Annotated in this window: 20 protein-coding genes and 1 tRNA gene; 5 read left to right on the top strand and 16 right to left on the bottom strand. The window is 73.3% G+C overall.

The window, feature by feature from the left end:
- Window positions 1–303: 303 nt before the first annotated feature.
- From ENKNEFLB_RS09655 to ENKNEFLB_RS09625, 7 genes are all read right to left on the bottom strand, one after another.
- Window positions 304–1,758, bottom strand: coding sequence for a recombinase family protein (locus ENKNEFLB_RS09655; RefSeq protein ID WP_214058986.1), 1,455 nt, complete (start codon window positions 1,756–1,758; stop codon window positions 304–306).
- An 18-nt stretch (window positions 1,759–1,776) separates the two neighbouring features.
- Entirely contained in the window at window positions 1,777–2,733 is a 957-nt protein-coding gene (locus ENKNEFLB_RS09650; protein ID WP_214058985.1) for a ComEA family DNA-binding protein, read from the bottom strand.
- A 100-nt stretch (window positions 2,734–2,833) separates the two neighbouring features.
- A complete protein-coding gene (locus tag ENKNEFLB_RS09645) occupies window positions 2,834–3,697 on the bottom strand; it encodes a DegV family protein (RefSeq protein ID WP_214058984.1) in 864 nt (287 codons plus the stop codon).
- Window positions 3,698–3,722: 25 nt separating this feature from the next.
- A complete protein-coding gene (locus tag ENKNEFLB_RS09640; protein WP_214058983.1) occupies window positions 3,723–5,327 on the bottom strand; it encodes an alkaline phosphatase D family protein in 1,605 nt (534 codons plus the stop codon).
- A gap of 115 nt (window positions 5,328–5,442) precedes the next feature.
- Window positions 5,443–7,932, bottom strand: coding sequence for a leucine--tRNA ligase (gene leuS / locus ENKNEFLB_RS09635; RefSeq protein WP_214058982.1), 2,490 nt, complete (start codon window positions 7,930–7,932; stop codon window positions 5,443–5,445).
- A gap of 156 nt (window positions 7,933–8,088) precedes the next feature.
- A complete protein-coding gene (locus tag ENKNEFLB_RS09630) occupies window positions 8,089–9,069 on the bottom strand; it encodes a phytanoyl-CoA dioxygenase family protein (RefSeq protein ID WP_214058981.1) in 981 nt (326 codons plus the stop codon).
- A complete protein-coding gene (locus ENKNEFLB_RS09625) occupies window positions 9,060–9,869 on the bottom strand; it encodes a class I SAM-dependent methyltransferase (protein ID WP_214058980.1) in 810 nt (269 codons plus the stop codon). Before ENKNEFLB_RS09625 ends, ENKNEFLB_RS09630 begins: the two co-directional genes overlap by 10 nt.
- A gap of 156 nt (window positions 9,870–10,025) precedes the next feature.
- Here ENKNEFLB_RS09625 and ENKNEFLB_RS09620 point away from each other — a divergent pair, with 156 nt between their 5' ends.
- Both ENKNEFLB_RS09620 and ENKNEFLB_RS09615 read left to right on the top strand, forming a co-directional pair.
- A complete protein-coding gene (locus tag ENKNEFLB_RS09620) occupies window positions 10,026–10,838 on the top strand; it encodes a class I SAM-dependent methyltransferase (RefSeq protein ID WP_214058979.1) in 813 nt (270 codons plus the stop codon).
- The gene (locus tag ENKNEFLB_RS09615) at window positions 10,835–11,629 is read left to right on the top strand and encodes an SDR family NAD(P)-dependent oxidoreductase (RefSeq protein WP_214058978.1); all 795 of its coding nucleotides are present in this window, start codon (window positions 10,835–10,837) and stop codon (window positions 11,627–11,629) included. Before ENKNEFLB_RS09620 ends, ENKNEFLB_RS09615 begins: the two co-directional genes overlap by 4 nt.
- 36 nt (window positions 11,630–11,665) lie before the next feature.
- Here the strand turns inward: ENKNEFLB_RS09615 and ENKNEFLB_RS09610 are convergent, their stop codons facing one another.
- Window positions 11,666–13,708 (bottom strand): PhoX family protein, encoded by a 2,043-nt coding sequence (locus ENKNEFLB_RS09610; protein ID WP_214058977.1) that lies wholly within the window; start codon window positions 13,706–13,708, stop codon window positions 11,666–11,668.
- Between the two features lie 185 nt (window positions 13,709–13,893).
- On the opposite strand from ENKNEFLB_RS09610, the gene ENKNEFLB_RS09605 reads away from it, so the two are divergent.
- Both ENKNEFLB_RS09605 and ENKNEFLB_RS09600 read left to right on the top strand, forming a co-directional pair.
- Complete coding sequence (locus ENKNEFLB_RS09605; RefSeq protein WP_214058976.1) at window positions 13,894–15,375, top strand: flavin-containing monooxygenase; 1,482 nt, start codon at window positions 13,894–13,896, stop codon at window positions 15,373–15,375.
- A gap of 43 nt (window positions 15,376–15,418) precedes the next feature.
- On the top strand, window positions 15,419–17,566 hold the full coding sequence (locus tag ENKNEFLB_RS09600; RefSeq protein WP_214058975.1) for an MMPL family transporter: 2,148 nt from the start codon (window positions 15,419–15,421) through the stop codon (window positions 17,564–17,566).
- A 66-nt stretch (window positions 17,567–17,632) separates the two neighbouring features.
- On the opposite strand, the gene ENKNEFLB_RS09595 is transcribed toward ENKNEFLB_RS09600, so the two are convergent.
- From ENKNEFLB_RS09595 to ENKNEFLB_RS09560, 8 genes are all read right to left on the bottom strand, one after another.
- Window positions 17,633–17,705 (bottom strand) — tRNA-Ala (locus ENKNEFLB_RS09595).
- A 353-nt stretch (window positions 17,706–18,058) separates the two neighbouring features.
- Entirely contained in the window at window positions 18,059–19,615 is a 1,557-nt protein-coding gene (locus ENKNEFLB_RS09590; protein WP_214058974.1) for an HNH endonuclease signature motif containing protein, read from the bottom strand.
- Between the two features lie 114 nt (window positions 19,616–19,729).
- On the bottom strand, window positions 19,730–20,362 hold the full coding sequence (locus tag ENKNEFLB_RS09585) for a histidine phosphatase family protein (protein ID WP_214058973.1): 633 nt from the start codon (window positions 20,360–20,362) through the stop codon (window positions 19,730–19,732).
- Complete coding sequence (rsfS, locus tag ENKNEFLB_RS09580; protein WP_160006405.1) at window positions 20,359–20,736, bottom strand: ribosome silencing factor; 378 nt, start codon at window positions 20,734–20,736, stop codon at window positions 20,359–20,361. The genes ENKNEFLB_RS09585 and rsfS overlap by 4 nt, the downstream gene beginning before the upstream one ends.
- Window positions 20,733–21,404 carry a nicotinate-nucleotide adenylyltransferase gene (gene nadD / locus ENKNEFLB_RS09575; protein ID WP_275955956.1) on the bottom strand — a complete coding sequence of 224 codons (672 nt, stop codon included), beginning with the start codon at window positions 21,402–21,404 and terminating at the stop codon, window positions 20,733–20,735. The genes rsfS and nadD overlap by 4 nt, the downstream gene beginning before the upstream one ends.
- Window positions 21,405–21,418: 14 nt before the next feature.
- Window positions 21,419–21,577: a hypothetical protein gene (locus tag ENKNEFLB_RS09570; protein ID WP_214058971.1), complete on the bottom strand. Its 159-nt coding sequence runs from the start codon at window positions 21,575–21,577 to the stop codon at window positions 21,419–21,421.
- Window positions 21,578–21,599: 22 nt separating this feature from the next.
- Window positions 21,600–22,058: a hypothetical protein gene (locus tag ENKNEFLB_RS09565; protein WP_214058970.1), complete on the bottom strand. Its 459-nt coding sequence runs from the start codon at window positions 22,056–22,058 to the stop codon at window positions 21,600–21,602.
- Between the two features lie 34 nt (window positions 22,059–22,092).
- Window positions 22,093–23,364 (bottom strand): glutamate-5-semialdehyde dehydrogenase, encoded by a 1,272-nt coding sequence (locus ENKNEFLB_RS09560; RefSeq protein WP_214058969.1) that lies wholly within the window; start codon window positions 23,362–23,364, stop codon window positions 22,093–22,095.
- A gap of 137 nt (window positions 23,365–23,501) precedes the next feature.
- On the opposite strand from ENKNEFLB_RS09560, the gene ENKNEFLB_RS09555 reads away from it, so the two are divergent.
- Window positions 23,502–25,058, top strand: coding sequence for a lysyl oxidase family protein (locus tag ENKNEFLB_RS09555; RefSeq protein ID WP_214058968.1), 1,557 nt, complete (start codon window positions 23,502–23,504; stop codon window positions 25,056–25,058).
- Window positions 25,059–25,076 lie beyond the last annotated feature (18 nt).

Raw genomic sequence — 25,076 nt, 5'->3', positions numbered from 1 at the left:
GCGGTTGGTGCTATGCACAGCGTACCAAACGCTATGCGCTGTTGACCGTCCTGCGCACGCGTCGGCTAGTCGAACGCATGTCCTTGGCGAGTTCCAGCAGGTCGACGACTGCGTGACCGTGCTTGCAGGAGAAGGACGCCGTCGCTCCCCCAGTGCTTTGCGATAGGAACCACTCGACGCCTGGCGTCACAGTCAGGTCAAACGCACGCGTTCCCTCGCCGATCGTCACGCGGGCGAGTACATGCACCCTGCCCTTGCCGGCGCACACAATGTCACCGGCCTTTCGGACCTTCGGTTCATCGGTCACCGGTCCACCTCCATCAGCGCCATGCGGGACGGGTCGAACCGTCGCGCCTTGCTCGCGTCGTGGGGCTCGACCTTCCACCCCTTGTAGCCGAGCGAAGCGAGCAGCACCCGGGCAGTCTCGCGCTTGCGGGTCGGGTTGAGCGAGCGGAACGCAGCGGCGGGGTCCGCCGCCGCCAGCACCTTCCGAGCGGCCTCGGGCACCTGCGCCATCTGAACCGCCTTCGCCCCGTCGATCCGAGCTTGGATGATCTTGCGAGCCTCGGCGTACTCGTCCAGCGTGATCGCCTTCTCGGCCCACATACGCGAGAGGTCCCGTAGCTGGTGCTCGTCGGCTGCCAGGTCGGTGCGGGCGCGGTCGGCGCCACGGCGTGAGGTGACCTCGGCCAGTCGCTCAGCGACGTCGGGACGAGACAGGTACTCGACCACCTGGCGCTCGGCCTCCCGCTCGGCACCCTCGCCCTGGATCGCGATGCGCCCACACCCTCCCCGCCGGTGGCCGCTATGGCACCAGTAGCGATGGACGCCCTCCCGCACAAAGTTGGCCTGTAGGGCATGGCCGCAGCGATCGCAGAACAGCAGTCCGCCGAGCCAGTGCGCCAGCTCGCGGCGGTTGTCATAGGTGCGCCGAGAGTTGAGCGCCACTAACACCTGCTCCCAGGTGTCCCGCTCGAGGATGGCCGGCCAGGCAGCCTCCCCCACGATCTCCCCGCGGTGCACGCGCAGGCCGGCGACACGGGCGGATCGGAGCTGGTCCCCCAGCGTCTTGCTCGACCACCGCTGAGCCTTGACGGGTCGGTGGCCCTGCTCGTCGAGCTCGCGGCCGACAGCAGTCACCGACGCACCCTCGAGCACCCTGTGGGCCGCGTAGCGCAGAACCTCGGCCTCGTCGGGCCTGACTGTCATCCCGTCTGGCTCGTAGCCGTAGCGCCGCGCTCCCCCACCTGAGTAGGTCCCGGCCTCGGCCAGCTCGTCCATCTTGCGCCGGATGCGTCGGGAGGCATCACGGCTGGACTGGTTAGCGATGGCGACCCCGATGCGGGCCATGGTGATGTCAGCGTCCGATGCCAGGCGCAGGGAGCCAGTCACAGAGTCGACGGGGATGCGGGTCAGCTCGACGGCGTCGATCAGGTCTTCAAGGTCGCGGGGATCTCGGGCCACACGGTCAAGGTGGTAGGCGATCAGACCGTCCACCTGGCCCACGGTGATGGCATCGAGCAAGCGGCGGAACTCTGGTCGGAACACGCGCAGTCCGGTCGAGCCGTCGGGGAGTGTCACCGCTCGGCGCTTGAATGCCGAGGTGTCGTTCTCCACGAACACTTCACCAGTCCCCCACCCCAGGCGCACAGCCAGAGCGCGGGTGTCTGCCTCCTGGCGTCCGACGCCGGCCCGATCCTCGGCCTTGTCGTCGGAGATTCGCACCAGCAGCGCGGGATTCTTGGGCGTGTTCTTCACAGGACCCATCCTATCGGGTTACAGTCCGTGAGTCGCGTCCCCGATCCCGTCCACCTCGAGCAGCTCCTCCACCGCGGTGAACCCGCCGTTCTCCTCCCGCCAGGCCACGATCGCGGCCGCCGTGACGGGTCCCACCTCGGGCAGCTCCTCCAGGGCCGTCACGTCGGCGGTGTTGAGGTCGACCAGGCCCGGCGGGGCCGCAGCGGCCGGCGCCGGCGCGGTGGGCGCGGCCCCGGACGCGGGGGCTCCCGCGGTGGTCGCCCCGGTGCTCGGCGCACCGACCAGGACCTGCTCGCCGTCCACGAGCACGCGGGCGAGGTTCAACGGGGAGAGGTCGACCCCGGGCCGCGCCCCGCCGGCCTCGCCGAGCGCGTCCACCACCCGCGCGCCCGCCGCCAGCGTGACCACACCCGGGCGGCGCACCTCGCCGGCGACGTCGACCGTCACCTCCCCCTCGGCCGGCGCGGGTGCCGCCGACGCCGCCTCCCCGGGCGCCGAGGCCTGCGCCGGCTCGGAGGGCACGGGCGTGGCCGCCGCCGGCTCCAGCGCGACCAGGTCCGCCGCCGGCTCGAGCCCCGCCGCCGGCGCCGGGGCCTCGACCGTCCGGGCGTCGGCCCGCAGCACCCACCACGCCGTCACGCTGAGGGCCACCGCGACCACGACCGCCAGCACAGCCAGCTGGGCGCCCCCGAGCCCGACCCGCCCGCGCAGCGGCGCCGGCACGACACCGGCGACCACCTCCCCCACGGCCCGGCCGGCCACCGCGCGAGGCTCCTGGGCGGCGCGGCGCGAGACGTGCCGACCCGGCACCGGCAGCACGTACGGGTCTCCCGGGCCGGGCGTCACCCCGGGCGTCACCCCGGGCGTCGGTGGGGTGGCGGGGTCCGGGTCGGGCGGCCGCACCCGCAGCGCGTCCCGGCGGCGCTGGAGGACGTCGTCGTACGAGCCGCGGACGGAGTCGGTGGGCGGGCGCATGGACGCGACGCTAGGAAGCGAGCGCGGTCCGGCGCAGGCAGTCGACCCGCACCGGTGGACGACGCCGCCGGACACGTCCCTGTGGACGTGCTCGGGCCGGTCAGGTGCGCGGCGCCACGCAGACCGCGATCGTCCCGGGCCCCACGTGCGCCCCCAGGACAGCCCCGAGCTCGGCGCACCACACGTCGCGGCCCTCGAGCTGGTCGGCGAGACGCTCGCGCAGCGCGGCCGTGAGGGCGGCGGCACGCTCCTTGCTGGCCAGGTGCGCGACGCCGACGTCCACCGGGCCGGACCCGGCCCGCTCGACGGCCAGCTCCTCCAGCCGCGCGAGCGCCCGGGCCGAGGTACGGACCCGCTCGAGGCTGCCCACCACGCCGTCCTCGATCGTCAGCAGCGGCTTGACCGCGAGCGCCCCGCCGAGCAGGGCAGCGGCCGCGCCGACCCGGCCGCCCCGCCGCAGGTACTCCAGGGTGTCGACGTAGAACAGGGCCGAGCACGCCGCGGCCCGTTCCCGTGCTGCGGCCGCGGCCTCCTCGACCCCGCCACCGGCCGCGAGCACCTCCGCCGCGGTGACCGCGGCGTACCCGGTCCCGAACCCGACCTGCCGCGTGTCGACCACCGTCACCGGCACCGGCGACTCCCGCCGGGCCAGCTGGGCGGCCTCGACGGTGCCACTCATCTGCCCCGACAGGTGCACCGAGACGACGGCCTCGGCCCCGGCGTCGGCCGCCGCCCGGTAGGCCTCCAGCATCCGGGCCGGGGCCGGTCGCGACGTGCTCACCGGCACGTGGTCGCGCAGTGCCTGCGCGACGCGGCCCGGCGTGGCCTCCGGCGACCCCTCGAGGTGGGCGTGCGGGCCGAGGACGACCTGCAGCGGCACGACGGTCAGCGCGTGCGCCGCGACGACGTCGGCAGGCAGGCTCGCGGTGGAGTCCGTGACGACGGCGACCCGGGCGATCGGCATGCGCGCAACCTACTGCCGCGGCGGGTCAGGGACGGACGCCGGTCTCCTGCTCGATGGTGTCCGCGACGATCTCGGCGTCGCTCGGGACCCGGCGTCGCGCCGCCGACCCGGCCGGCAGCGGCGAGTCCGAGACCCGTCGGGCGCCGGGCACGCCGTCCTCGACCTTCCACTCCGCGCGGGTGAAGGCCTCGGCGTCCCGGTCGGTCACCGACGGCAAGCACCGGAACCGGGCGTTCACCGCGTCGGGGGTGATCGTGGTGCTGACGTAGCCGCGCAGGTTGGCCCAGAACCGCAGGTTCGGGTTCTGGGCGAACCACGGGTGCTCCCCCGTGGCCGAGTCGTAGCCGTCGCCGCCGGAGGTGATCGAGGAGGTCACCAGCTCGGTGCCCACGAGTCCCGACGAGCGGTCGGCCTGGTCGCGGTAGAGGTCCGAGACCCAGTGCGCGTGCACGTCGCCGGTGAGCACCACCGGGTTGCGCACCCCGCCGTCGACCCAGGACGACACCACCCGGTCGCGGGAGGCCGGGTACCCGTCCCAGGCGTCGGTCGCCACCGTCCGCGCCGCCGAGGGGTCGCTGTCGCGGGCGCCGAAGAAGACCTGCTGGGCCAGCAGGTCCCACCGCGCGCTCGAGCTGCGCAGACCGCGGTCCAGCCACGCCGCCTGCTCACCGCCGGTGAGGGTACGCGCGGGGTCGGCCGCCGCGGGGCAGTCCTGGTAGCCGCTGCCGCACGCCTGGTCCGAGCGGTACTGCCGGGTGTCGAGCAGGTGGAAGGTGGCCAGCGAGCCCCACCCGACCCGGCGGAACAGGCGCAGGTCCGTGCCCCGGGGAAGCGACCGGCGACGCAGCGGCATGTTCTCGTAGTAGGCGCGGTACGCCGCCGCGCGACGCCGCGCGAAGCCGGCCGTCTCCCCCGCCCGGGCCGGGACCAGGCCGGCGTAGTTGTTGTCGACCTCGTGGTCGTCCCAGACCACCAGCCACGGCGCGACGGCGTGCGCGGCCTGCAGGTCGGGGTCGGTCTTGTACTGCGCGAGGCGCTGCCGGTAGTTCGCCAGGGTCACCGTCTCGGGACCGACGTGGGGCCGCCGGACCGCGCTGGCCGCGGCGGCGCCCTCGTACTGGTAGTCCCCGAGGTGCACGACCAGGTCCGGCTGCTCGTCGGCCAGGCGGCGGTAGGCGGTGAAGTGGCCGACGGGGTAGTTCGCGCAGGAGGCGAACGCCATCGCCAGCGACGCCACCCGGGACCCGGCCGCCGGCGCGGTCCGCGTGATGCCCGCCGGGGACACGTGCCGACCGAGGCGGAAGCGGTAGTGGTACTCACGGCCCGGCTCGAGGCCGGACAGCTCGACGTGCAGCGCGTGCGCGGTCCGCGGCCCGACGCGCGCGGTGCCGCGGCGCACGACCCGGCGGAAGCGCCGGTCGGTGGCCACCTCCCAGTCCACCGGGTAGCGGCGCGACGGCATCCCGCCCCGGCCGTCGTCGTCGAGCGGGCGGACGGCCAGGCGGGTCCAGATCACGAAGCCGTCCGCGTCGGGGTCCCCCGAGGCGACGCCGAGCGTGAACGGGTCACGGCGGGTGGGCGGTGCGGCCGCGGTGGGGCGCTGGCCGGCGGCGGCCGGGCCGCCGCCCACCGTCGCCGCCCCACCCCGAGGCCGGTGAGCCCGGCGGCGGCCAGGACCCCCCGACGGCTCGCCGGGTGGGGAGCCGTCGGACCCGCACCCGCCCGCTGCACCGTCACCGCGGACGTCAGACCACGACGTTGACGAGCTTCGGTGCGCGGACGACCACCTTGCGGACCTCGCGGCCCTCGATCGCGCGCTGCACGCCCTCGTCGGCCAGCGCGGCCGCCTCGAGGTCCGCAGGCGTGACGTCGGGGCTGACCTCGAGCCGCGCGCGGACCTTGCCCTGGACCTGGACGACGGCGGTCACCGAGGCCTGCACCAGCAGGGCCGGGTCGACGTCCAGCCAGGTCGACTGCGCCACGCAGGGCTCGTGGCCCAGGCGCTCCCACATCTCCTCGGCGACGTACGGCGCGACCAGGCTCAGCAGCTGCGCGACCGTCTCCGCGGCCTCGCGCACCGCCGGGTCGGCCGGTCCGGCACCGGTGTCGATGGCCTTGCGGGTGGCGTTGACCAGCTCCATGGTGCGGGCGACGACCACGTTGAACTTGTGACCCTCGACCAGGCGCTGCACCTCCTCGACGGTGCGGTGGGTGACCGAGCGCAGCGCGGCGTCGCCGCCGGCCGGGTCGGTCCCCGGCGCGCTGGTGACGTCACCGGCCAGCCGCCAGGCGCGCTGCAGGAAGCGCAGCGAGCCGGACGGGCTCATCTCCGACCAGTCGATGTCGTCCTCGGGCGGTCCGGCGAAGACCAGCGTCAGCCGCACCGCGTCGACGCCGAACTCGTCCAGCTGCGCGCCCAGGTTGACCCCGTTGCCCAGGGACTTGCTCATCTTCTTGCCCTGGTTGATCACGAAGCCCTGGTTCAGCTGCGCGCCGAACGGCTCGCCGGTCTCCAGCAGGCCCATGTCGCGCAGCACCTTGGTGAAGAAGCGGGCGTACAGCAGGTGCAGCACGGCGTGCTCGACGCCGCCGATGTAGAGGTCGACGTTCATCCAGGCGTTGGTCACCGCCGGGTCGAACGGGCCGCCGGTGTAGCGCGGCGAGCAGTAGCGCAGGAAGTACCACGACGAGTCCACGAAGGTGTCCATCGTGTCGCTGTCACGCTTCGCGGGGCCACCGCAGGACGGGCAGTCGACGTTCACCCAGTCCTCGGCCGCGGCCAGCGGCGAGACGCCCTTCGGCTTCAGGTCCGCGCCGCGCAGCTCGGGCAGCTCGACGGGCAGCTGGTCCTCGGGGACGTCGACCTCGCCGCAGGAGGGGCAGTGCACGACCGGGATCGGCACGCCCCAGTAGCGCTGGCGCGACAGCAGCCAGTCGCGCAGCCGGTAGTTGACCGTGCCCTCGCCCAGGCCCTTCGACTCCAGCCACGGGATGACCACGGCCTTGGCCTCGGCCACCCCCATGCCGTCCAGGTCGATCTCGTCATTGGCGGAGTTGATCGCCGCACCGTCACCGGTGAACGCCTCGCCCTCGAAGTCGGCCGGCGGCTGCACGGTCCGGATGACGGGCAGGTCGAAGCGGGCCGCGAACTCCCAGTCGCGCTGGTCCTGGCCGGGCACCGCCATGATGGCGCCGGTGCCGTAGTCGGCCAGCACGTAGTCGGAGGCCCACACCGGGACCTGCGCGCCGGTGACCGGGTTGGTGGCGTGGACGCCCAGGAAGACGCCGGTCTTGGGGCGGTCGGTGGCCAGGCGCTCGATGTCGCTCGCGCGCCGCACCTCCGCCCGGTAGGCCTCCAGCGCCTCCTGCTGCTCGTCGGTGCACAGCTCGGCGGCCAGCGGGGCGTCGGCGGCGACCACCATGAAGGTCGCACCGAAGACGGTGTCGGGGCGCGTGGTGTAGACGCGCAGCGGCTCCTCGCGACCCTCGACGACGAAGGAGACGTGGGCGCCCTCGGAGCGGCCGATCCAGTTCCGCTGGGCCGTGACCACGCGGTTCGGCCAGGTCGCCTCCAGCGCGTCCAGCTCGCTGAGCAGCTCCTCGGCGTAGTCGGTGATCCGGAAGTACCACTGGGTCAGCTCGCGCTTGGTGACCTCGGCGCCGCAGCGCTCGCACGCGCCGTCGACGACCTGCTCGTTGGCCAGCACGGTCTGGTCCTGCGGGCACCAGTTGACCGCGCTGTTCTTGCGGTAGGCCAGGCCCCGCTCGCGGAACTTCGTGAACAGCCACTGCGTCCACCGGTAGTACTCCGGGTCGGAGGTGTGCAGCCGCCGGCTCCAGTCGAAGGCCAGGCCGTAGTGGCGCATCGAGGCGGCCTGGGTCTCGATGTTGGCGTAGGTGTAGGTCGAGGGGTGCTCGTCGTTGCGGATCGCGGCGTTCTCGGCGGGCAGGCCGAAGGAGTCCCAGCCGATCGGGTTCATCACCTCGTAGCCGCGGAAGCGCCAGTAGCGCGCGACGACGTCGTGCAGTGCGAACACCTCCGCGTGGCCCATGTGCAGGTCGCCGGAGGGGTAGGGGAACATCGTCAGCGCGTAGCGCTTCTCGCGCGGGCTGTCGTCGTCGGCGGTGAACGGCTCGCGCTCGTCCCAGACCGCGCGCCACTTCTCCTGCAGCGCGACGGCGTCGTAGGTCTCGGCGTCACCCGTCGCGGTCTCGGTCGGGGAGGTCTGGGTCATCACGGGGTCCTTCGGGTCGGGCTGCTGCGGGCATGAAAAAACCCCTCACGCAGGAGGGGTGGCCGCGCGATCCGGGGTGGGATCAGCGCGGCTGGGGAAGGAGCAGCTCGGGGGTGGGCACGCGTCCACTGTAGCGCGTGACCGCCCCCGGCCGCCTCAGCCGTGACCCACCACGGGGTTGAGCCGGCTGCGGGCCACCGCCCCGGGCTCGGTGTCGGGCAGGAACTCCTGCCAGGTGCCGCTGATCATGGTGGGGGCGTCGACCACGCGGGCGCCGTCGGCGAAGTACGTCGTGGCGAGCGCCCGGCGCGGCTGCGTGGTCCGGTTCGGGCCGGCGGTGTGGAAGCACAGCGAGGAGTGGAAGCTGACCTCCCCCACGGCGTACGGGGTCTCGGTGACCTGGACCCCGGAGCTGCCGAAGCGCTGCGAGACGGCGACGTCGTAGGTCGTGCCGACCTTGTCGAACTCCAGCCCGTCGAGCACCTCGCGCAGCTCCGTGCCGTGGGCGAAGGACAGCGGGCCCATCGGCGCCGGGATCGCCGAGACCGGCATCCAGGCGGTGACGACCTGGAGCGAGTCGAGCGGGAAGTGCTCGTCGTCGTGGTGCCACGGCGTGCGACCGCAGCCGGGCTCCTTCGACAGCGCGTTGTCGTGGTAGATCCGCACGCCGTCCTCGCCGAGCAGGGTGGCGGCGATCCCGCCGATCCGCGGCGACAGCGCGACCAGGCGCATCAGGTCGTCGTGCAGCCACATCTGCTCCAGGGCCAGGAACCGGCCGGCGGTGTCGGTGCCGTGCTCCGCGGCCAGCAGCTCCTGGAGCCGATCGGCCAGCCGGCGTACGACGGCCGGCGGCAGCACGCCGGGCAGCTTGACGAACGCGTCGCCCCGGAACGCCTGGACGGCCGCGGGCGCGACGTCGTACGGCGTGGCGAGCAGCGCCTCGACCTCGGCGTCCGAGGCCGGCGCCACGTCGGGCAGACCGGGACCGTCGACCAGCGGGCCGGCCGCCTCCGGGTTGGCCGCCAGCGTGACGTACCAGTCCCACCACTGCTGGTCGTCGCCGTCCCAGGCGGCGTCGATGCCGCCGGCGCGGTTGGCCTCGGGGAGCTTGTCGTTGACCCGGTCGTTCACAGCCACAGCAGTGCCGCCTCGTGCTCGAAGGTGTAGGTGCCGTCGGTGCCCCGGCAGGCGGCGAGGTGGTCGCCCAGCACCGGCGCGGCCTCCATCTCCTCCAGGGACAGGGTGTCGTCGAAGAGGCAGCGCTGGAGGAAGCCCTCGGCGACCGCGCGGTCGGCGGTGCCGCTGGTGTAGCGGATCCGCTCCTCACGCACGTCCGCGCCGGCGCCCACGAGCGCGTCGCGGACCTGCTCGGCGCTCGTGTACGGCGCGAGGTCCGCCCCACCGGGCACCCCGGCGCGGTAGGCCTCGTAGAAGGCCACGTAGTGCCCCGCGGAGGTGGCCTGGGCGACGAACCCGAGGCCGCCCGGCGCGATCGCGCCGACGAACCGCTCGGCGGCCAGGCCGAGCTCGGCGGGGGGCACGGCGTACAGCGCGTGGGTGGCCCACACGACGTCGTAGGTGAGCCCCTCGGGCAGGTCCTGCAGCGTGACCACGTGCTCGGCGGCGGCCGCGAACGGCGGCTCGAGGCGCGCGCGGGCCTCGTCGACCGAGAAGGCCGACGGGTCCAGCAGGTCGTAGGCGATCGGGGGCTCGGCGGGCAGGCCGGCGTAGGTCGTCAGCGCGACCGGGAACTTCCCGCTCCCGCACGCCACGTCGAGGATGCTGCGCCGTCCGGCCAGCAGCGAGGGCCAGTCGGCCGCCTCGGCGAGGCGTCGGTAGTCGGCGGTGGCCAGCACGTAGAAGGCCTCCATCTCGGCGCGGCCGGCCTCGCTCCAGTGGGCCAGGCTGCGGTCTGCGGTGTCCTGCGACGACGTCACCGGGTGCTCCTTGGTCGGGTCGTTCCGGGCGGGCTGGGAACCCGTGGGGCGGACCACGGACGGGGCGGGTGTGCTCCGGGCAGGACGACCGTGGTTGCGTGTGCAGCCTACGACGACGCGGCCACCTGCCAGGCAGCACAGCCCGAGGAGACACGCGTGACGCCCGACCCGGACAGCTACGCCCGGGGGCACGCCCTCTTCGAGGCCCGCTCCGACCAGCGGACGAGGATCGTGTCCTGGCTCGGCGACCGGTTGTCGCGACGGGCCGGCGACGCGCACCTGTCCGTGCTCTCGGTCGGCTGCGGCGACGGCACCGTCGACCGGGCGCTGGCCGCGCGCGCCTGCGCCGAGGCCGCCCCCGGGGCCGCCCGTTCCTGGACCGGCGTGGACCCGCACTCCCCCGGGGTGGCCGCCTTCGTGGCCGGCCTGGAGGGTCTCGGCCAGGAGCAGCTGGCCGTGCGCGGGCACGTGGGCACCTTCGACAGCCTCCTCACCGGGCCGGACGAGCGGTTCGACGTGGTGGTCTTCGTGCACTCGCTCTACTACGTGCCCGACCTCGACGCGGCGCTCGGGCGGGCGCTCGACCTGCTCGCCCCGGGCGGTGAGCTGCTGGTGCTCCACGCCCCGCTGGGGGCCCTCAACGAGCTGGTCGCCGACCTCGCGCCGCCCGCGGCCGGCGGCCCGCAGCCCTGGAGCGACGCGGTCGCGGCCTCGCTCGCACGGTTGCCGGTCGAGGTGGCAGCCGACGACCTCGCCTCGACGGTCGACCTCGACGGCGGGGACGGGGACGACCCAGCCCTGCTCGACTTCACGGTCCAGACGGTCCTGGACGACGCGGCGCGCGCCGCGGTCGTGGAGCGTCTGCGGCGCTCCGCCGAGCCCGGCCCGGGGCTGCGGGTGGCGCACCCGGTGACCGCGTTCGTGGTCCACCCCCGCGGGGACGCCCCTCCCCTACGATCCGGGGCATGACCCAGACCGAGGACACCCAGCAGGCCCACCGGACCGTGACCGACCTCTTCCGCCTCGACGGGAAGGTGGCGCTGGTGACCGGCGCCTCGAGCGGGCTCGGTGTGGCCTTCGCGCAGGCGCTGGCCGAGGCCGGCGCCGACGTCGTGCTCGGCGCCCGGCGCACCGACCGGCTGAAGGACACCGCCGCGCTGGTCGAGGCGACCGGGCGACGAGCGGTCACGGTGACCACCGACGTCTCGGACCCGGAGTCCTGCCAGGCCATGGTGGACGCGGCGATGGACCAGCTCGGCCGGGTCGACGTCCTGGTCAACAACGCCGGCATCGGCACCGCGGTGCCGGCCACCCGTGAGACCCCCGAGCAGTTCCGTGGCGTGATCGACGTCAACCTCAACGGCTGCTACTGGATGGCGCAGTCCTGCGCCCGGGTGATGCAGCCCGGTTCGAGCATCGTCAACATCTCCTCGGTGCTCGGCCTGACGACCGCGGCGCTCCCCCAGGCCGCGTACGCCGCCTCGAAGGCGGGCCTGATCGGGCTGACGCGCGACCTCGCCCAGCAGTGGACCGGGCGCAAGGGGATCCGGGTCAACGCGGTCGCACCGGGGTTCTTCACCTCCGAGATGACCGACCAGTACCCCGACGGCTACCTGGACAAGCAGCAGGAGCGGATCCCGGCCGGTCGCAAGGGCGACCCGGCCGAGCTCGCCGCGGCCGTGGTGTTCCTGGCCTCGGCCGCCGGCGGCTACGTCACCGGGCAGACGCTCGCCGTCGACGGCGGGATGACCATCGCCTGATCGTCCCGCCGCCGACGACCTGCCAGCGAGCCCGGGTCAGCGGGCCTGGAAGGCCACGCAGACCGAGGGCCGCGGGAAGTCGTTCGTGTGCGGCCAGGTGCTGAACGGCGTCTCGAAGGTCGAGCCGTCGTCCTCACCGGGGTGCTGGACGGCGAAGAACAGCGACCGGTTGCCGTCGGCGATGAGGGGCCCGCACGCCTCGGACCCGCGCGGGACCGTCAGGAACTGCTGCACCTTGCCACGCTCGGGCCCCTCGACCGGCACCCGGAAGATGCCGTCGTTGGAGCCCAGCGCGTTGCCGTCGGTGGAGACCCACAGGTTGCCGCGGTCGTCGAAGGTGACGTTGTCGGGGCAGCTGATCGGGCTGACGTCGTCCTTCGGGAACCCGCCGAAGTAGGTCTCGGCCGAGGCCGGGTCACCGCAGACGAGCAGCAGGTTCCAGGTGAACCTGGCCACCGCATGGTTGCCGCGGGCCGGGGTCAGCTCGAGCACGTAGCCGTTGCGGTTGCCCGAGACCGGGTTCGCCTCGTCGACCGGGAACCGGGTGCCGCGCTGGGTGTTGTTGGTCAGCGCCGCGTACACCTTGCCGTTGACCGGGTTGTGCTCGACGTCCTCGGGGCGGTCCATCCGGGTCGGGCCGACCGCGTCGGCCGCCAGGCGGGTGAACACGAGCACCTCGGCGACGGTCATCCCCTCGACGAAGGACTCGGTGTCGGTGCAGAGCGGGATCCAGGCGCCGGTGCCGTCGTACTCGCCGTCTCCGGTCCCGTCCCCGGTCAGGCGGGCCACGTAGAGGGTGCCCTCGGTGAGCAGCCGCATGTTGGCCCGCTTGGCCCGCCGCCCCGTACCCGGGGTGAAGGTCCCGGAGGAGACGAACTTGTAGAGGTAGTCGCCGCGCTCGTCGTCGCCCATGTAGGCCACCGCCTGGCCGCTCCTGGCGATCACGACGTCGGCGCCCTCGTGCTTGAAGCGGCCCAGCATCGTGTGCTTCATCGGGGTGGAGGTCGGGTCGGTCGGGTCGACCTCGACGACCCAGCCGAAGCGGTGCGGCTCGTTGGGCTCGTTGCCCAGGCCGAAGCGAGGGTCGACCCCGCTCCAGCCGCGGCCCTCGCCGCCGGCGATGCCGTAGCGGGCGTACTCCGTGGCCAGGGAGGGGTCCGGGACCCCGTCGAAGTACTGGTTGAAGTTCTCCTCGCCCGAGAGCACCGTGCCCCACGGCGTGGTGCTGCCGGCGCAGTTGTTCAAGGTGCCGAACACCCGTCGCCCGGACGGGTCGGCGGAGGTCTTGAGCCGGTCGTCGCCGGCGGCGGGACCGGTGAGGGCGAACGCGGTCTCGATGTGGATCCGGCGGTTCTGCGGGGCGCGCCTCAGGTTCTTCACCTGGCGCCAGGAGCCGGGGACCAGTCCCCGCTTGACCGTGACCACCGACATGCCGTGGTTGCGCATCGAGATCAGCTTGATCTCGTCGTCGGTGTAGGTGTCGGCGGGGAACATCAGCTCCTCGTTGGTGTACTCGTGGTTGACCACGAGCAGCGCCTTGTCACCGGTGGTCGGGATCAGGCCGACGTAGTCGCAGTTGTAGCCGAACTGCCGCTCGGCGGCCGCGGGGCTCTGGTTGCGGGCGTCGAACTTGGGCGCCCCGCGCAGCACGGCGTCACCCCAGCGGATGACCACGTCGTGGGTGAAGCCCGGCGCAGTGCGCACCGCGTCGACCGTGTTGGGCGCGACGGGGCGGAACGGCGTGGTGCCGAGGTCCTGGGTGGTGCGTGCCGCGGCGGCCGCGCGGGCGGCGGCGGCACCGCCCCCCTCGGCCGCGGCGACCGGGCTCGCCACCAGGCCGCCGAAGGCGCCGGCGGCGCCCACCAGGGCGGCGCCCTGGAGCACGCGGCGGCGCCCGACCACCTTGGCGATCTCGTCCTGGACGTGGCCGTTCCCGGTGGTGTTCGGCACCGGCATGTCGCAGGCGCTGCCGCAGCGGTAGTGACACGTGGCGAAGCTGCGCGAGCCGTGCCGCCTGGCCGCGCCGCCCACCGGGGTCAGCGGCAGGAGGGTGCGTGGGGTGGGCTGGGCGGGGGTCATCTGATCTCCTCTGCCCGGATTCCCGAGCGGGTGCAGGTGGGCTGACGTCGGAAAGGTAGGTCTGCGCCCCCCTCGGGCCGGGGGGCAGGACCTGTCCGTCGGGTGAACGAGGGGTGAAGGTGTGTCACCCCCGTCGGGTGCGACCCCGATGGACGCGGCGCGACGGCCACGTCAGACTGCAGCCCGTGCGCACAGTCATCGTGGGGGCAGGGTTCGGAGGTCTGGGAGCGGCGCGGGCGCTGCGGGAGGCCGGCGTCGAGGACGTCGTGGTGCTCGAGCGCGCGGAGACGGTGGGCGGGGTCTGGCGGGACAACACCTACCCCGACGCGGCCTGCGACGTGCCCTCCCCGCTCTACTCGTGGTCGTGGGCGCCCAACCCCGGCTGGGGCCGGCGCTACTCCAAGCAGCCGGAGATCCTGGCCTACCTGCGCGACGCCGCGACCCGCGAGGGCCTGCTGGACCTGGTCGTGACCGGCCAGGACGTCGTGCAGGTGGTGCTCGACGAGGAGACGGGGACCTGGACCGTGCGCACCCGCGCCGGGCGCACCTTCACCGCCGACGTGGTGGTCTCGGCCGTGGGCCAGCTCTCGAACCCGGTCGTCCCCCGGGTCGAGGGCGCCGACGACTTCGCCGGCCCGGCGTTCCACTCCGCGCACTGGCGCCACGACGTCGACCTCACCGGCAAGCGCGTGGCCGTGGTCGGCACCGGTGCGAGCGCGATCCAGTTCGTGCCCGGCATCGTCGACCGGGTCGCCGCGATGACGGTCTTCCAGCGCTCGGCGCCGTACGTCGTGCCCAAGCCCGACCAGGAGTACGGCCCCCGCTACCGCCGCGCGTTCGAGCAGCGCCCGCGCACCCTCACCTTCGAGCGCGACGCCGTCTTCTGGGTCTCCGAACGGCTCAACTCCGCCCTCGGCGGCCAGGCGCGCACCTCCCGTCCGACCCTCGCCGCGATCCGGGCCGCGTGGCGCCTCCAGCTGCGCCGCCAGGTCCGCGACGCCGGTCTGCGCCGCCGGCTGGTCCCGGACTACCCGATCGGCTGCAAGCGGCTGCTGTTCTCCAACGACTGGTACCCCGCCCTGGACCGCGACCACGTCGACGTCGTGACCGAGGCGGTGGACCGGGTCGAGGCCGGCGGGGTGCGTACGGCCGACGGGACCCTGCACGAGGCCGACTTGCTGATCTGGGGCACCGGCTTCGCCGCGACCTCGTTCCTGGCCGGGATCGAGGTGGTCGGCCTAGGGGGCCGCCGCCTGCACCACGACGCCTGGGCCGGCGGCGCCTGGGCGCACCGCGGCGTGAGCGTGCCCGGCTTCCCCCACCTGTTCTGCATCTACGGGCCGAACACGAACCTGGGAGGTAGCTCGATCATCAACATGATGGAGGCCCAGGCCGGGTACGTCGCCGAGGTCGCCGCCGAGATCGGCCGCCGACGCGCCGCCGGTGACCTGGTGCTGCTCGACGTGCGCCCGGAGGTCGCCACCGGCTGGGACGCCGAGGTCCAGGAACGCCTCACCGACAGCGCCTGGGCGGACTGCGACAGCTGGTACAAGGAGGGCAGCCGGATCACCACCAACTGGCCCGGCACCGTCTCGGAGTACCAGCAGCGGGTCACCGCGGTGGACTGGGACGAGCTGGAGCCGGTGCGGGCCACCACCGGGACCTAGTCCTCGGGTGCGGTCCCCCGGGGGTTCTGCTCCACTGGTAGTCATGAACCGTGGGCTCGCGGGCATCCTGACCGGACGTGTCACCAAGTGGCTCGTCGTGGTCGCCTGGCTCGTGGTGATGGCCGGTTCCGCGGGGTTCGCGGCCAAGCTTGCCGACGTCCAGAACAACGAGGCCTCCTCGTGGCTGCCGGAGTCTGCCGAGTCGACCCGGGCCCTCGAGCGGCTCGAGCCGTTCCAGGACCCGAACGCCATCCCCACCGTCGTGGTCTACGAACGGGGCGCCGGACTCACGCAGAGCGATCTCGCCGCGATCGAGGACCAGGCTGCGGAGTTCGCGACGATGGACGGCGTCGCCGCGCCCACGGAGGGCCGGGCCCCGCCCGTCGTCAGCCCCGCCACCGCCGAGCAGCTCGGCTTCCCCGCCCTCTCGCAGGACGGTCGGGTCGCGCAGACCAGCATCACCTTCGACCTCGGCGCCGAGGGCTGGAACGAGATGCCGGGCATCGCCGACGAGCTGCGGGCCACCGCCGCCATCGATGGCGTGGAGGTCTACGTGGCCGGCGCCGGCGGCCAGGCCGCCGACGCCGCCGAGGCGTTCGGCGGGATCGACACCACCCTGCTCGCCGCCACCCTGGGCGTCGTCATCCTGATCCTGCTGCTGACCTACCGCAGCCCGGTCCTGTGGATCCTGCCGATCCTGAGCGCGGTCGTGGCCCTGTTCGTGTCCCAGGCTTTGATCTACTTCCTGGCCCGGGACGCCGGTCTCACCGTGAACGGCCAGTCGTACGCGATCCTCACCATCCTGGTGATCGGCGCCGGCACCGACTACGCCCTGCTGCTCGTGGCGCGCTACCGCGAGGAGCTCCGTCGGCACGCGGACCGGCACGAGGCGATGGCGTTCGCGCTCCACCGCGCCGCCCCGGCCCTGCTGGCCAGCGCCGCGACGGTGGCGCTGGGCATGCTGTGCCTGCTGTTCGCCGAGATGAACTCCACCGCCGGCCTCGGGCCGGTCGCGGCGATCGGCATCACCGTCACCTTCGTCGTCATGGTGACGCTCCTGCCCGCCCTGCTGGTGATCACCGGCCGGTGGATCTTCTGGCCGCGCCGTCCCGGGTTCGGCTCGGCGGAGCCGACCCAGACCGGCGTCTGGGCCAGGGTCGGGCGCTGGATCGCACCCCGCCCGCGCCAGGTCTGGGTGGTCACCTCCGTGCTGCTGGCGATCGCCTGTCTGGGCCTGCTCCGCCTCGACACGAACGGGCTGTCGACCGCGCACTCCTACACCGAGGAGTTCCAGTCGGTGACCGGCCAGCAGGTCCTGGTGGACGCCGGCCTGGTCGACCAGTCCAACACGGTGATGGTGGTGGCGCAGGCCGGCACCGACGTCGCGGTCACCGAGGCGCTGACGGGTCTCGAGGGCGTGGAGCCGCCCAAACCTGCCGTCACCGCCGGTGACGTCACCTTCGTCGAGGCCGCCATCGACGCCGACCCGGCCTCGCCTACGGCCTTCGCCACCGTCGAACGCGTCCGCGGCGCCGTGCACGACCTCGACGGCGCCGACGCGCTGGTGGGTGGCAGCTCGGCGTTCTTCCTCGACACCCGGGACGCCGCCAACCGCGACAACCTGGTGATCATCCCGGTCATCCTGCTCCTGGTGCTGCTCATCCTCATGATCCTGCTGCGCTCGGTGCTGGCGCCGGTCATCCTGATCGTGACGGTCGTGCTGTCCTTCGGGGCCGCCCTCGGCATCTCGGCGATGCTGTTCGAGTACGTCTTCGGGTTCGCCGGGTCCGATCCCGGCTTCCCCCTCTTCGCCTTCGTGTTCCTCGTGGCCCTCGGGATCGACTACAACATCTTCCTGATGACCCGGGTGCGTGAGGAGACGAGGCACTCCGGCACCCGTACGGGCGCCCTGGTGGCGCTGACCTCCACCGGCGGGGTGATCACCAGCGCCGGGCTCGTGCTGGCCGCCACGTTCCTGGTGCTGGGCACCATCCCCGTGGTGTTCCTGGCGCAGCTCGGCGTCGCCGTCGCGCTCGGCGTCATCCTCGACACGATGATCGTGCGCTCGGTGCTCGTGACCGCGATCAACATGGACCTGGGCGGGCGGATCTGGTGGCCCAGCCGCCTCGACACCGAGGATCGCGTGCCCGTCCCCGAGGACGCGACCGTGTCGGTGGGGCACGCGAGCTGACCCCCAGGACGACGAACGAACGACGGCGGGTTCCCCTGGAGGAACCCGCCGTCGTACCGGTCTCGGTGGAGCTGAGGGGACTCGAACCCCTGACCCTCTGCATGCCATGCAGATGCGCTACCAGCTGCGCCACAGCCCCAGACCTGCCGCCGTGCTGGCGACTCGGGAGATATTACAAGCACCCCACCTCCGACGCGAATCAGGGGGTCCCCGTCGGAGGGGTGGCGTGCCGCGCCGGCCAGCGGTGCTCGAGGAGCGAGCGCGCCAACCCCGGTGGTCGTGGAGCGAGCGAAGCGAGCGTCACGAGACCAGTCGCGGTGGGTCGATGGTGGGGCCGTGCCGCGGGGGTGGTCGGGTCGTGATCCGGTGTCAGCAGGTGGCACCAGATCGCGAGTCGAGAGCCACCGCGTGACCGGGGGAGGTCCGGGCGTGCCGGTACCGCCGGTGGGCGTGCCCGGTCCGGCGGTACGGCTGCTGCTGGTGGTCAACGGGTCAGAACGGTGGTGTGTTGTCGCGGGGTGGTGACTCGTCGGGGTCGTCGGGGTCGTCGGGGTCGTCGGCGACCGGAGGTGACGGGTCCAGGTACGGGGTGGTGTCCGGCGACTCGGGCAGCGGGTCGGGTGGTGGACCCGGTGGGAGCTGGTCGATCGGATGCGTCCCGGCGTGGGACCTCAAGTACCGCTCGCCTTGGGGACTGGTCCACAGGTACAGCCCGGGTCCGAGGACCTCGTAGTCCCAGCCCATGTGGGTCTTGGCGCGGTGGTGCTGCCGGCAGGCGGGGGCGACGTTCCCGGTCTCGGTGGGGCCGTCGGGGTAGGGGATGACGTGTTCCATGTCGGTGAAGACCGCCGGGTTGGTGCACCACGGGAACACGCAGGTGGTGTCGCGCAGCTGGGTCTGTTCCTTCAGGCGATCCGAGCACTCGTAGGAGTCGCAGTGGATCGTCTCGGCCAGATCAAGGACCGGCCGGATCGTGATGCTGGCCGCGGTCTGTGCCCACTGGCGGACCTGGGCGGTGCTGATGGGGCCTTTGGCGGGGTGCCGGTTGTCCAGGCGTGACACCAGGGCGTCGTTGACGGGGCCAGGGCCGGCCTGGAACAGCGGGTTGAACACCCCGCCGGGGATGTGGGCGTACAGCACCAGGCTCGGCCCTGCCGGTGTCGTTGGTGTCGTGGGTTCGTCCTGTCCCTCGGGGAGGGTGGGCTGTCCGGTGGCCAGCGAGCCGAGGGCTTGGGAGCGGCGGACGTCGAGGGACTCGGTCGATCCGTCCTCGGCGTACGCCTTGGCCCGATCCCGCACAGCTGCTTCGAGGGCGAGGGCGTCGGCGAGGTCGAGGCCCGCGTCGAGCTGCACGGTGCCGTCGACGTGCTGCGAGAGGCCGATACGGCAGTACCTGCCGTCGGCGGCAGCCTTCCGCTTCTCCTCAGCCGCTTGGGGGTCCCACCGCATCAGTGCTTCGTCGGTCAGGCGGGACAGCTGGGCGTAGGAGATGGAGTGGGCGAACGGGCCGACGAGGCGGTCGACCTCGGCGGCACCGTCCTCGCACAGGGCCATGGTCTTCTCCGCGACGAGCCGTGCCCGCCAGACCGGGCACGCACCGGAGATGACGCGGGCCCACAACGTGGGGAGCCGGTAGCGGAGCTCCAGCGTGAGGGCGATCTGGTCGGCGCCGGAGCGGGTGGAGACCTCCAGTGCGGCGGAGAGCTCGATGACCGCGGACTCACGCACCAGCGGGCACCCCGCGCCACCGAGGGCCAGGCCGTGGTCGCCGTACCCGGCGATCCACATCGCCTCGTCTTCACGGAGCGCTTCGTTCGCTACGCACCACTCGACGATGGTCTGGAGCACCCGGACCTCTGCGGCAGCGCGGACCGCCTTGGCGTCCTTGACTTCGGCCAGCAGTGCGGCTCGGGTGGCTTCGCGGCGGTCATCCAGCTCGTGGACCCACTCGAAGAACGACGGGTCCGGAGACATCACCGCCTCCACCTCGACGTCGAGCATCGGGTCGGGCCCGGTGCTGTCGTCGCAGGTGTGGGCGGTGGTGGTCATGGATCCAGTGTAGTCGAACACGCGTTCGATCGTCAGTGGACCTACGCCCCTGTGGAGGGGTCTCGTGACGCTCGCTGCGCTCGCTCCTCGACCACCGGGGCTGGCGGGGGTGGGTCAGGCGTCGGCGGTGCGGTTGTAGGCGCGCAGGCGCAGCGTGCCGGGGCCGTCGGGGTCGACCTTGTGCTCGTCGAGGACGACCCAGCCGCAGTTGTCGAGGCCGTGCAGGGCCGAGAGGGCGGTGAGGGGCCAGCCCACCAGGGCGGTGACCGCCGTACGGATCGCGGCGCCGTGGGAGACGGCGACCGCGGTGCCACCGGCCGGGGTGGCGGCCAGCAGCTCGCCGGCGACCTCGCTCATCCGGGAGGCGACCGCGGCCGTGGCCTCTCCCCCGCTGACCGCGTCGAAGTCGCCGAGCCGGAAGCGGGCGAACTCCTCGGGCGCGAGCTCGGCGAACTCCGCGTGGGTCAGGCCCTCGCGCTCGCCGAGGTGGAACTCGCGCAAGCGGGCGTCGTAGGTCGGCTCGAGGCCGGTCTCCTTCGCCACGTACGCCGCGGTCGAGCGGGTGCGCTCGAGGTCGGAGCACCACAGCACGTCCGGCTGGAGGGCGGCGACGGCCACCGCCGCGCGGGCGGCCTGGTCGTGGCCGGTGTCGTCCAGGTCGACGTCGACCTGGCCCTGGATGCGGCTGGCGGCGTTGTAGGCGGTGCGGCCGTGGCGGAGCAGGACCAGCGAGCGGGGTCCGCTCACCGGGCCCCGCCGTCGACGTCCACCGGCAGCTCGATCAGGGGGCAGTCGCGCCAGAGCCGCTCGAGGGCGTAGAACTCGCGCTCCTCCTCGTGCTGGACGTGGACGACGATCTCGCCGTAGTCCAGCAGCACCCACCGCCCCTGCCGCTCGCCCTCACGACGCAGCGGCTTGGCGCCGGCCTCGCGGAGCTTGGCCTGCACCTCGTCGACCACGGCCTTGACCTGGCGGTCGCTGGGCGCGCTGGCGATGACGAAGACGTCGGTGATCGCCAGCTGGTCGCTGACGTCGAAGGCGACGATCTGGTGGGCGAGCTTGTCGCCCGCGGCGCGCGCTGCGACGTGGGTCAGCTCGACGGCGTGGTCGGTGGCGGTCATCTGTCTCCGGAGGTGGCGGTGAGGGTGGGTGGGTCGGTGCGTGCGAGGTCGGCGTAGAGCCCGTGCTTGGTGATGTACTGCACCACACCGTCGGGCACGAGGTACCAGACGGGCTGCCCCGCGCGCTGCCGGTCGCGGCAGTCGGTGGACGAGATGGCCAGCGCGGGGATCTCGAGCATGGCCACCCGGTCCGAGGGGATCGCCGCGAGCGCGGCGTCGTCCATCTCGTAGCCCGGGCGGGTGCAGCCGACGAAGTGCGCGAGCTCGAAGAGCTGCTCGTGGCCGCGCCAGCCGAAGATGCCGGCCAGCGCGTCGGCACCGGTGATGAAGTACAGCTCGGCGTCGGGCATCGCCGTGCGCAGGTCGCGCAGGGTGTCGACGGTGTACGTCGGCCCGCCCCGGTCGATGTCGACCCGGGACACCCAGAACCGCGGGTTGGCGGCGGTGGCGATCACCGTCATCAGGTAGCGGTGCTCGGCCGGGGAGACCTCACGGCCCGACTTCTGCCAGGGCTGGCCGGTCGGGACGAACACGACCTCGTCGAGGTCGTAGGAGGACTGGACCTCGGAGGCCGCCACGAGGTGTCCGTGGTGGATCGGGTCGAAGGTGCCGCCCATGACGCCGATGCGGCGACGACGGCCGGGCCGGGCGCCGTTCGCGGTGGTCACGGGGGTCATCGTGCTCAGCTGTGCTCGCGGCCCCCGCCGAAGGACACCAGCCCGATCAGCATGCCCAGGAAGATGAGCAGGACGAGGCCGCCGATCAGCCAGTGGTTGGGGCCGCTGTGGGCGCCCTCCTCGGCGGCACGGAGGACCAGGGGGAGGACGAGGCTCTGCGACATGCCCGCAGCCTACCGGTCCCGGTCAGCCGAGCAGGTGGCCGATGCCCTGGAGGATCACGAAGAACTGCACCGAGCGGCCGGCCACGATGGTGGCCACGAACACCAGGCGGTTCAGGCGCAGCGCCCCGGCCAGCGGCGCGACCACCAGCAGCGGGGGCAGCCCGACCAGCGAGGCCGTGAAGAGCACCCCCACGACCAGCAGCGGACGGCCCTCGGCGCGGTAGGTCCAGGACTCGTACCGCGCCCGCACCGCCGGCTTCTCGAGCCGCTTGGCCATCCACCGGCTGTCGGTGCCGCGTCGCGCGGCCTCGTACCAGGCGATCTTGCCGAGGGCCTGGCCGAACGCGGCGGTGACCGCCAGGGGCAGGGACTGGGTGGTGCCGACCTGCGAGGCGACCACGCCGAGGTAGGCCTCGATGTTGACGACCGGGAAGAAGGCCGAGAGGACCGAGACCCCGAAGGTGCTCCAGAGCAGCTCCATCAGCGCGTCCCCGCCCGGTCAGCCGAGAGCGCGGTCACCGGACGTGGCCGTCACCGGTGACGACGTACTTGGTCGACGTCATCTCGGGCAGGCCCATCGGACCTCGCGCGTGCAGCTTCTGGGTGCTGATCCCGATCTCGGCGCCGAAGCCGAGCTCGGCGCCGTCGGTGAACCGGGTCGAGGCGTTCACCAGGACCACGGCGGAGTCGACCGCCGCCACGAAGCGGCGCGCCGCCCCCTGGTCCCGGGTGAGGATGGCCTCGGAGTGGCCGCTGGAGAAGCGGCGCACGTGCGCGACCGCGGCCTCCAGGTCGGGCACGACCGCGGCGCTGAGGTCCAGCGACAGGTACTCCCGGGCGTGGTCGTCGTCGGTCGCCGGGACCACCCCGTCGTACGCCGCGAACACCGGGTCGCCGTGAACCGTGACGCCGGCCCCCTGGAGCGCCTCCACGACCCGCGGCACGAAGGTCTCGGCGACGTCGGCGTGCACCAGCAGCGACTCGGCGGCGTTGCAGACGCTGGTGCGCTGCGTCTTGGCGTTCATCACCACCGCCAGCGCCTGGTCGAGGTCGGCGGAGGCGTCGACGTAGACGTGGCAGTTCCCGACGCCGGTCTCGATGACGGGCACGGTCGAGCCCTCCACCACGCTGCGGATCAGCCCCGCTCCCCCGCGCGGCACCAGGACGTCGACCAGCCCACGGGCCCGCATCAGCGCGCCCACGCTGTCCCGGCTGCGGCTGTCGACCAGCTGCACGACGTCGGCCGGCAGTCCGGCGCCGGCGACCGCGGCACGCAGCACGTCCACCACCGCGGCGTTGGTGCGGGCCGCCGACGAGCTGCCGCGCAGCAGCACGGCGTTGCCCGACTTCAGGCAGATCCCCGCGGCGTCCGCGGTGACGTTGGGGCGCGCCTCGTAGACCACGGCCACCACGCCCAGCGGCACCCGCACCTGCCGCAGCTCGAGCCCGTTGGCCAGCGTCGAGCCCCGGACGACCTCGCCGACGGGGTCCGGGAGGTCGGCGACGTCGCGCAGCCCCTCGGCCATCGCCGCGAGCCGGGAGGCGTCGAGGCGCAGCCGGTCGACGACGGACGGCTCCGTGCCGGCCTCCTCGGCCGCGGCCACGTCGTCGGCGTTGGCGGTCAGCACGGCGTCCTGCGCGGCGACCAGGGCGTCGGCCATCGCCCGCAGCGCGTCGTCCTTGCGGGCCCGGGTCGCCAGGGCGAGGTCCCAGGAGGCGGTCCGCGCCCGGCCGGCCTGCTCGGCGACGGCGGCTGCGGCGTCGTACGTCCCGGCTGCTGCCACCATGCTCGGAGCCTAGGGCAGGACACGCGCGGACCAGACCGGCGGGAGTTCCCACGGTCCGTGGCAACCATCCGACAGGGTGAGGCGTCTCACAGGTGGACCACGGTGGTCCGCCCGCACCAGACCCGAAGGGGAACCTCGTGACCTCACCACGCCGGCTCGTCGCCGCAGCCCTGCTCTCCACCGCCTGCGCCACCGGCACGCTCGCCGCCACCGGGCCGGCCGTCGCCGATCCCGGGCACGAGGACCCGGGCGGTCCCGGGGACGTCACCGCCTACGACGGCCCCCTGGCCCTGATGGGCGCCAAGAAGATGAAGGCCGAGAAGGACGGGCGCTTCTCCTACCTCGACCTCCGGGTACGCGCCGTGGCCGGCGCCGGCGACCTCGAGGTGCGCAGCAACCGGCCCGCCACGGACCCCTACGACGGCCCGATCACGACCACCTGGACCCTGGGCGAGCAGTCGGGGACGTTCGGCAGCGACCTGCAGCCGGACTTCTCCGGACTGCCGGGCCTGCTCGAGGTCTCGTTCCGCGACGCCGACGGCGATCCCGTCGGCCGGACGAGGTCGGTCGCCACCTGCCTCAACGGCGACGCCGAGCGCATCCAGCCCGAGGGCGCCGCGACCAACGCCTACCCCTGGGGCTGCCCGTACAACCCGTACACGCTGGGTTCGGTCCAGGGCGTCCAGGACGGGTACGCCAGCCGCCTCTGGGCCGCCACCCGCACCCGGCTCCCCGTCGGCTCCTACACCGCGACCGTCGCGGTCGGCGACCGGTACGTCGCCGCCTGGGGCCTGGACCCCGAGGAGTCGCACGTCGACGTGCCGCTGACCATCCGCAAGTCCGACGACCGCGGACCCGACTGGCGGATGGGCTGGGGGGACCAGAAGGCCCGCGCGGGGGCCACCGCCACCGGCGGGTCGGACGCCGCTGCCCGGCCTGCGGCGGCCGAGCCCGCCCCGCGTGCCGCGGCCGACCTGCCCGAGGGCACGCCGATGCCCGACCTCCGCTCGCTGCCGGCCTTCGAGATCGGGCTGAACGGCAAGGGCACGCAGATGAGCTTCGCCGCGAACGTCTGGAACGCCGGGAACAGCCCCCTCGTCGTCGACGGGTTCCGCACCGCCGACGAGGACGTGATGGCGGCCTACCAGTACTTCTTCGACACCGACGGCGAGCAGGTCGCCTACCAGTCGGTCGAGGACAGCGGCTTCTACTGGCACGCCGAGAACCACAACCACTGGCACTTCGAGGACTTCGCCCGTTACCAGCTGCTCGACGCGGACAAGCAGGTCGTGCGCGACTCCGGCAAGGTCTCGTTCTGCCTGGCCAACACCGACGCGGTCGACTACACCGTCGACGGAGCCGACTGGCGCCCCGAGAACACCGACCTCGCCACCGCCTGCGGCAGCCGCGGGTCGCTCTCGGTGCGCGAGGTCCTCTCGGCCGGCTCGGGCGACACCTACGCGCAGTACCGCGCCGGCCAGGCCTTCGGCGGCATCAAGAAGCTGGCGGACGGCACGTACTACGTCCGGGTCAGCGCCAACCCCAACGACGCCCTGGTCGAGTCCGACACGACCAACAACCAGGTGGACCGGAAGGTGACCCTCAGGACCCGCCCGGACGGGCGCCGGGTGGTCCGCGCCGAGAAGGTGGGCCTGATCGACGAGGCGTGGGGCTACGGCGGCTTCCGCCGCTGACCCGCGACCCCTCGCAGC

Source organism: Nocardioides aquaticus, from assembly GCF_018459925.1.
Classification (GTDB): Bacteria; Actinomycetota; Actinomycetes; order Propionibacteriales; family Nocardioidaceae; genus Nocardioides; species Nocardioides aquaticus.
Note: the sequence above shows the minus strand (reverse complement) of the source record. Positions and strands in the feature narration are given on the sequence as shown.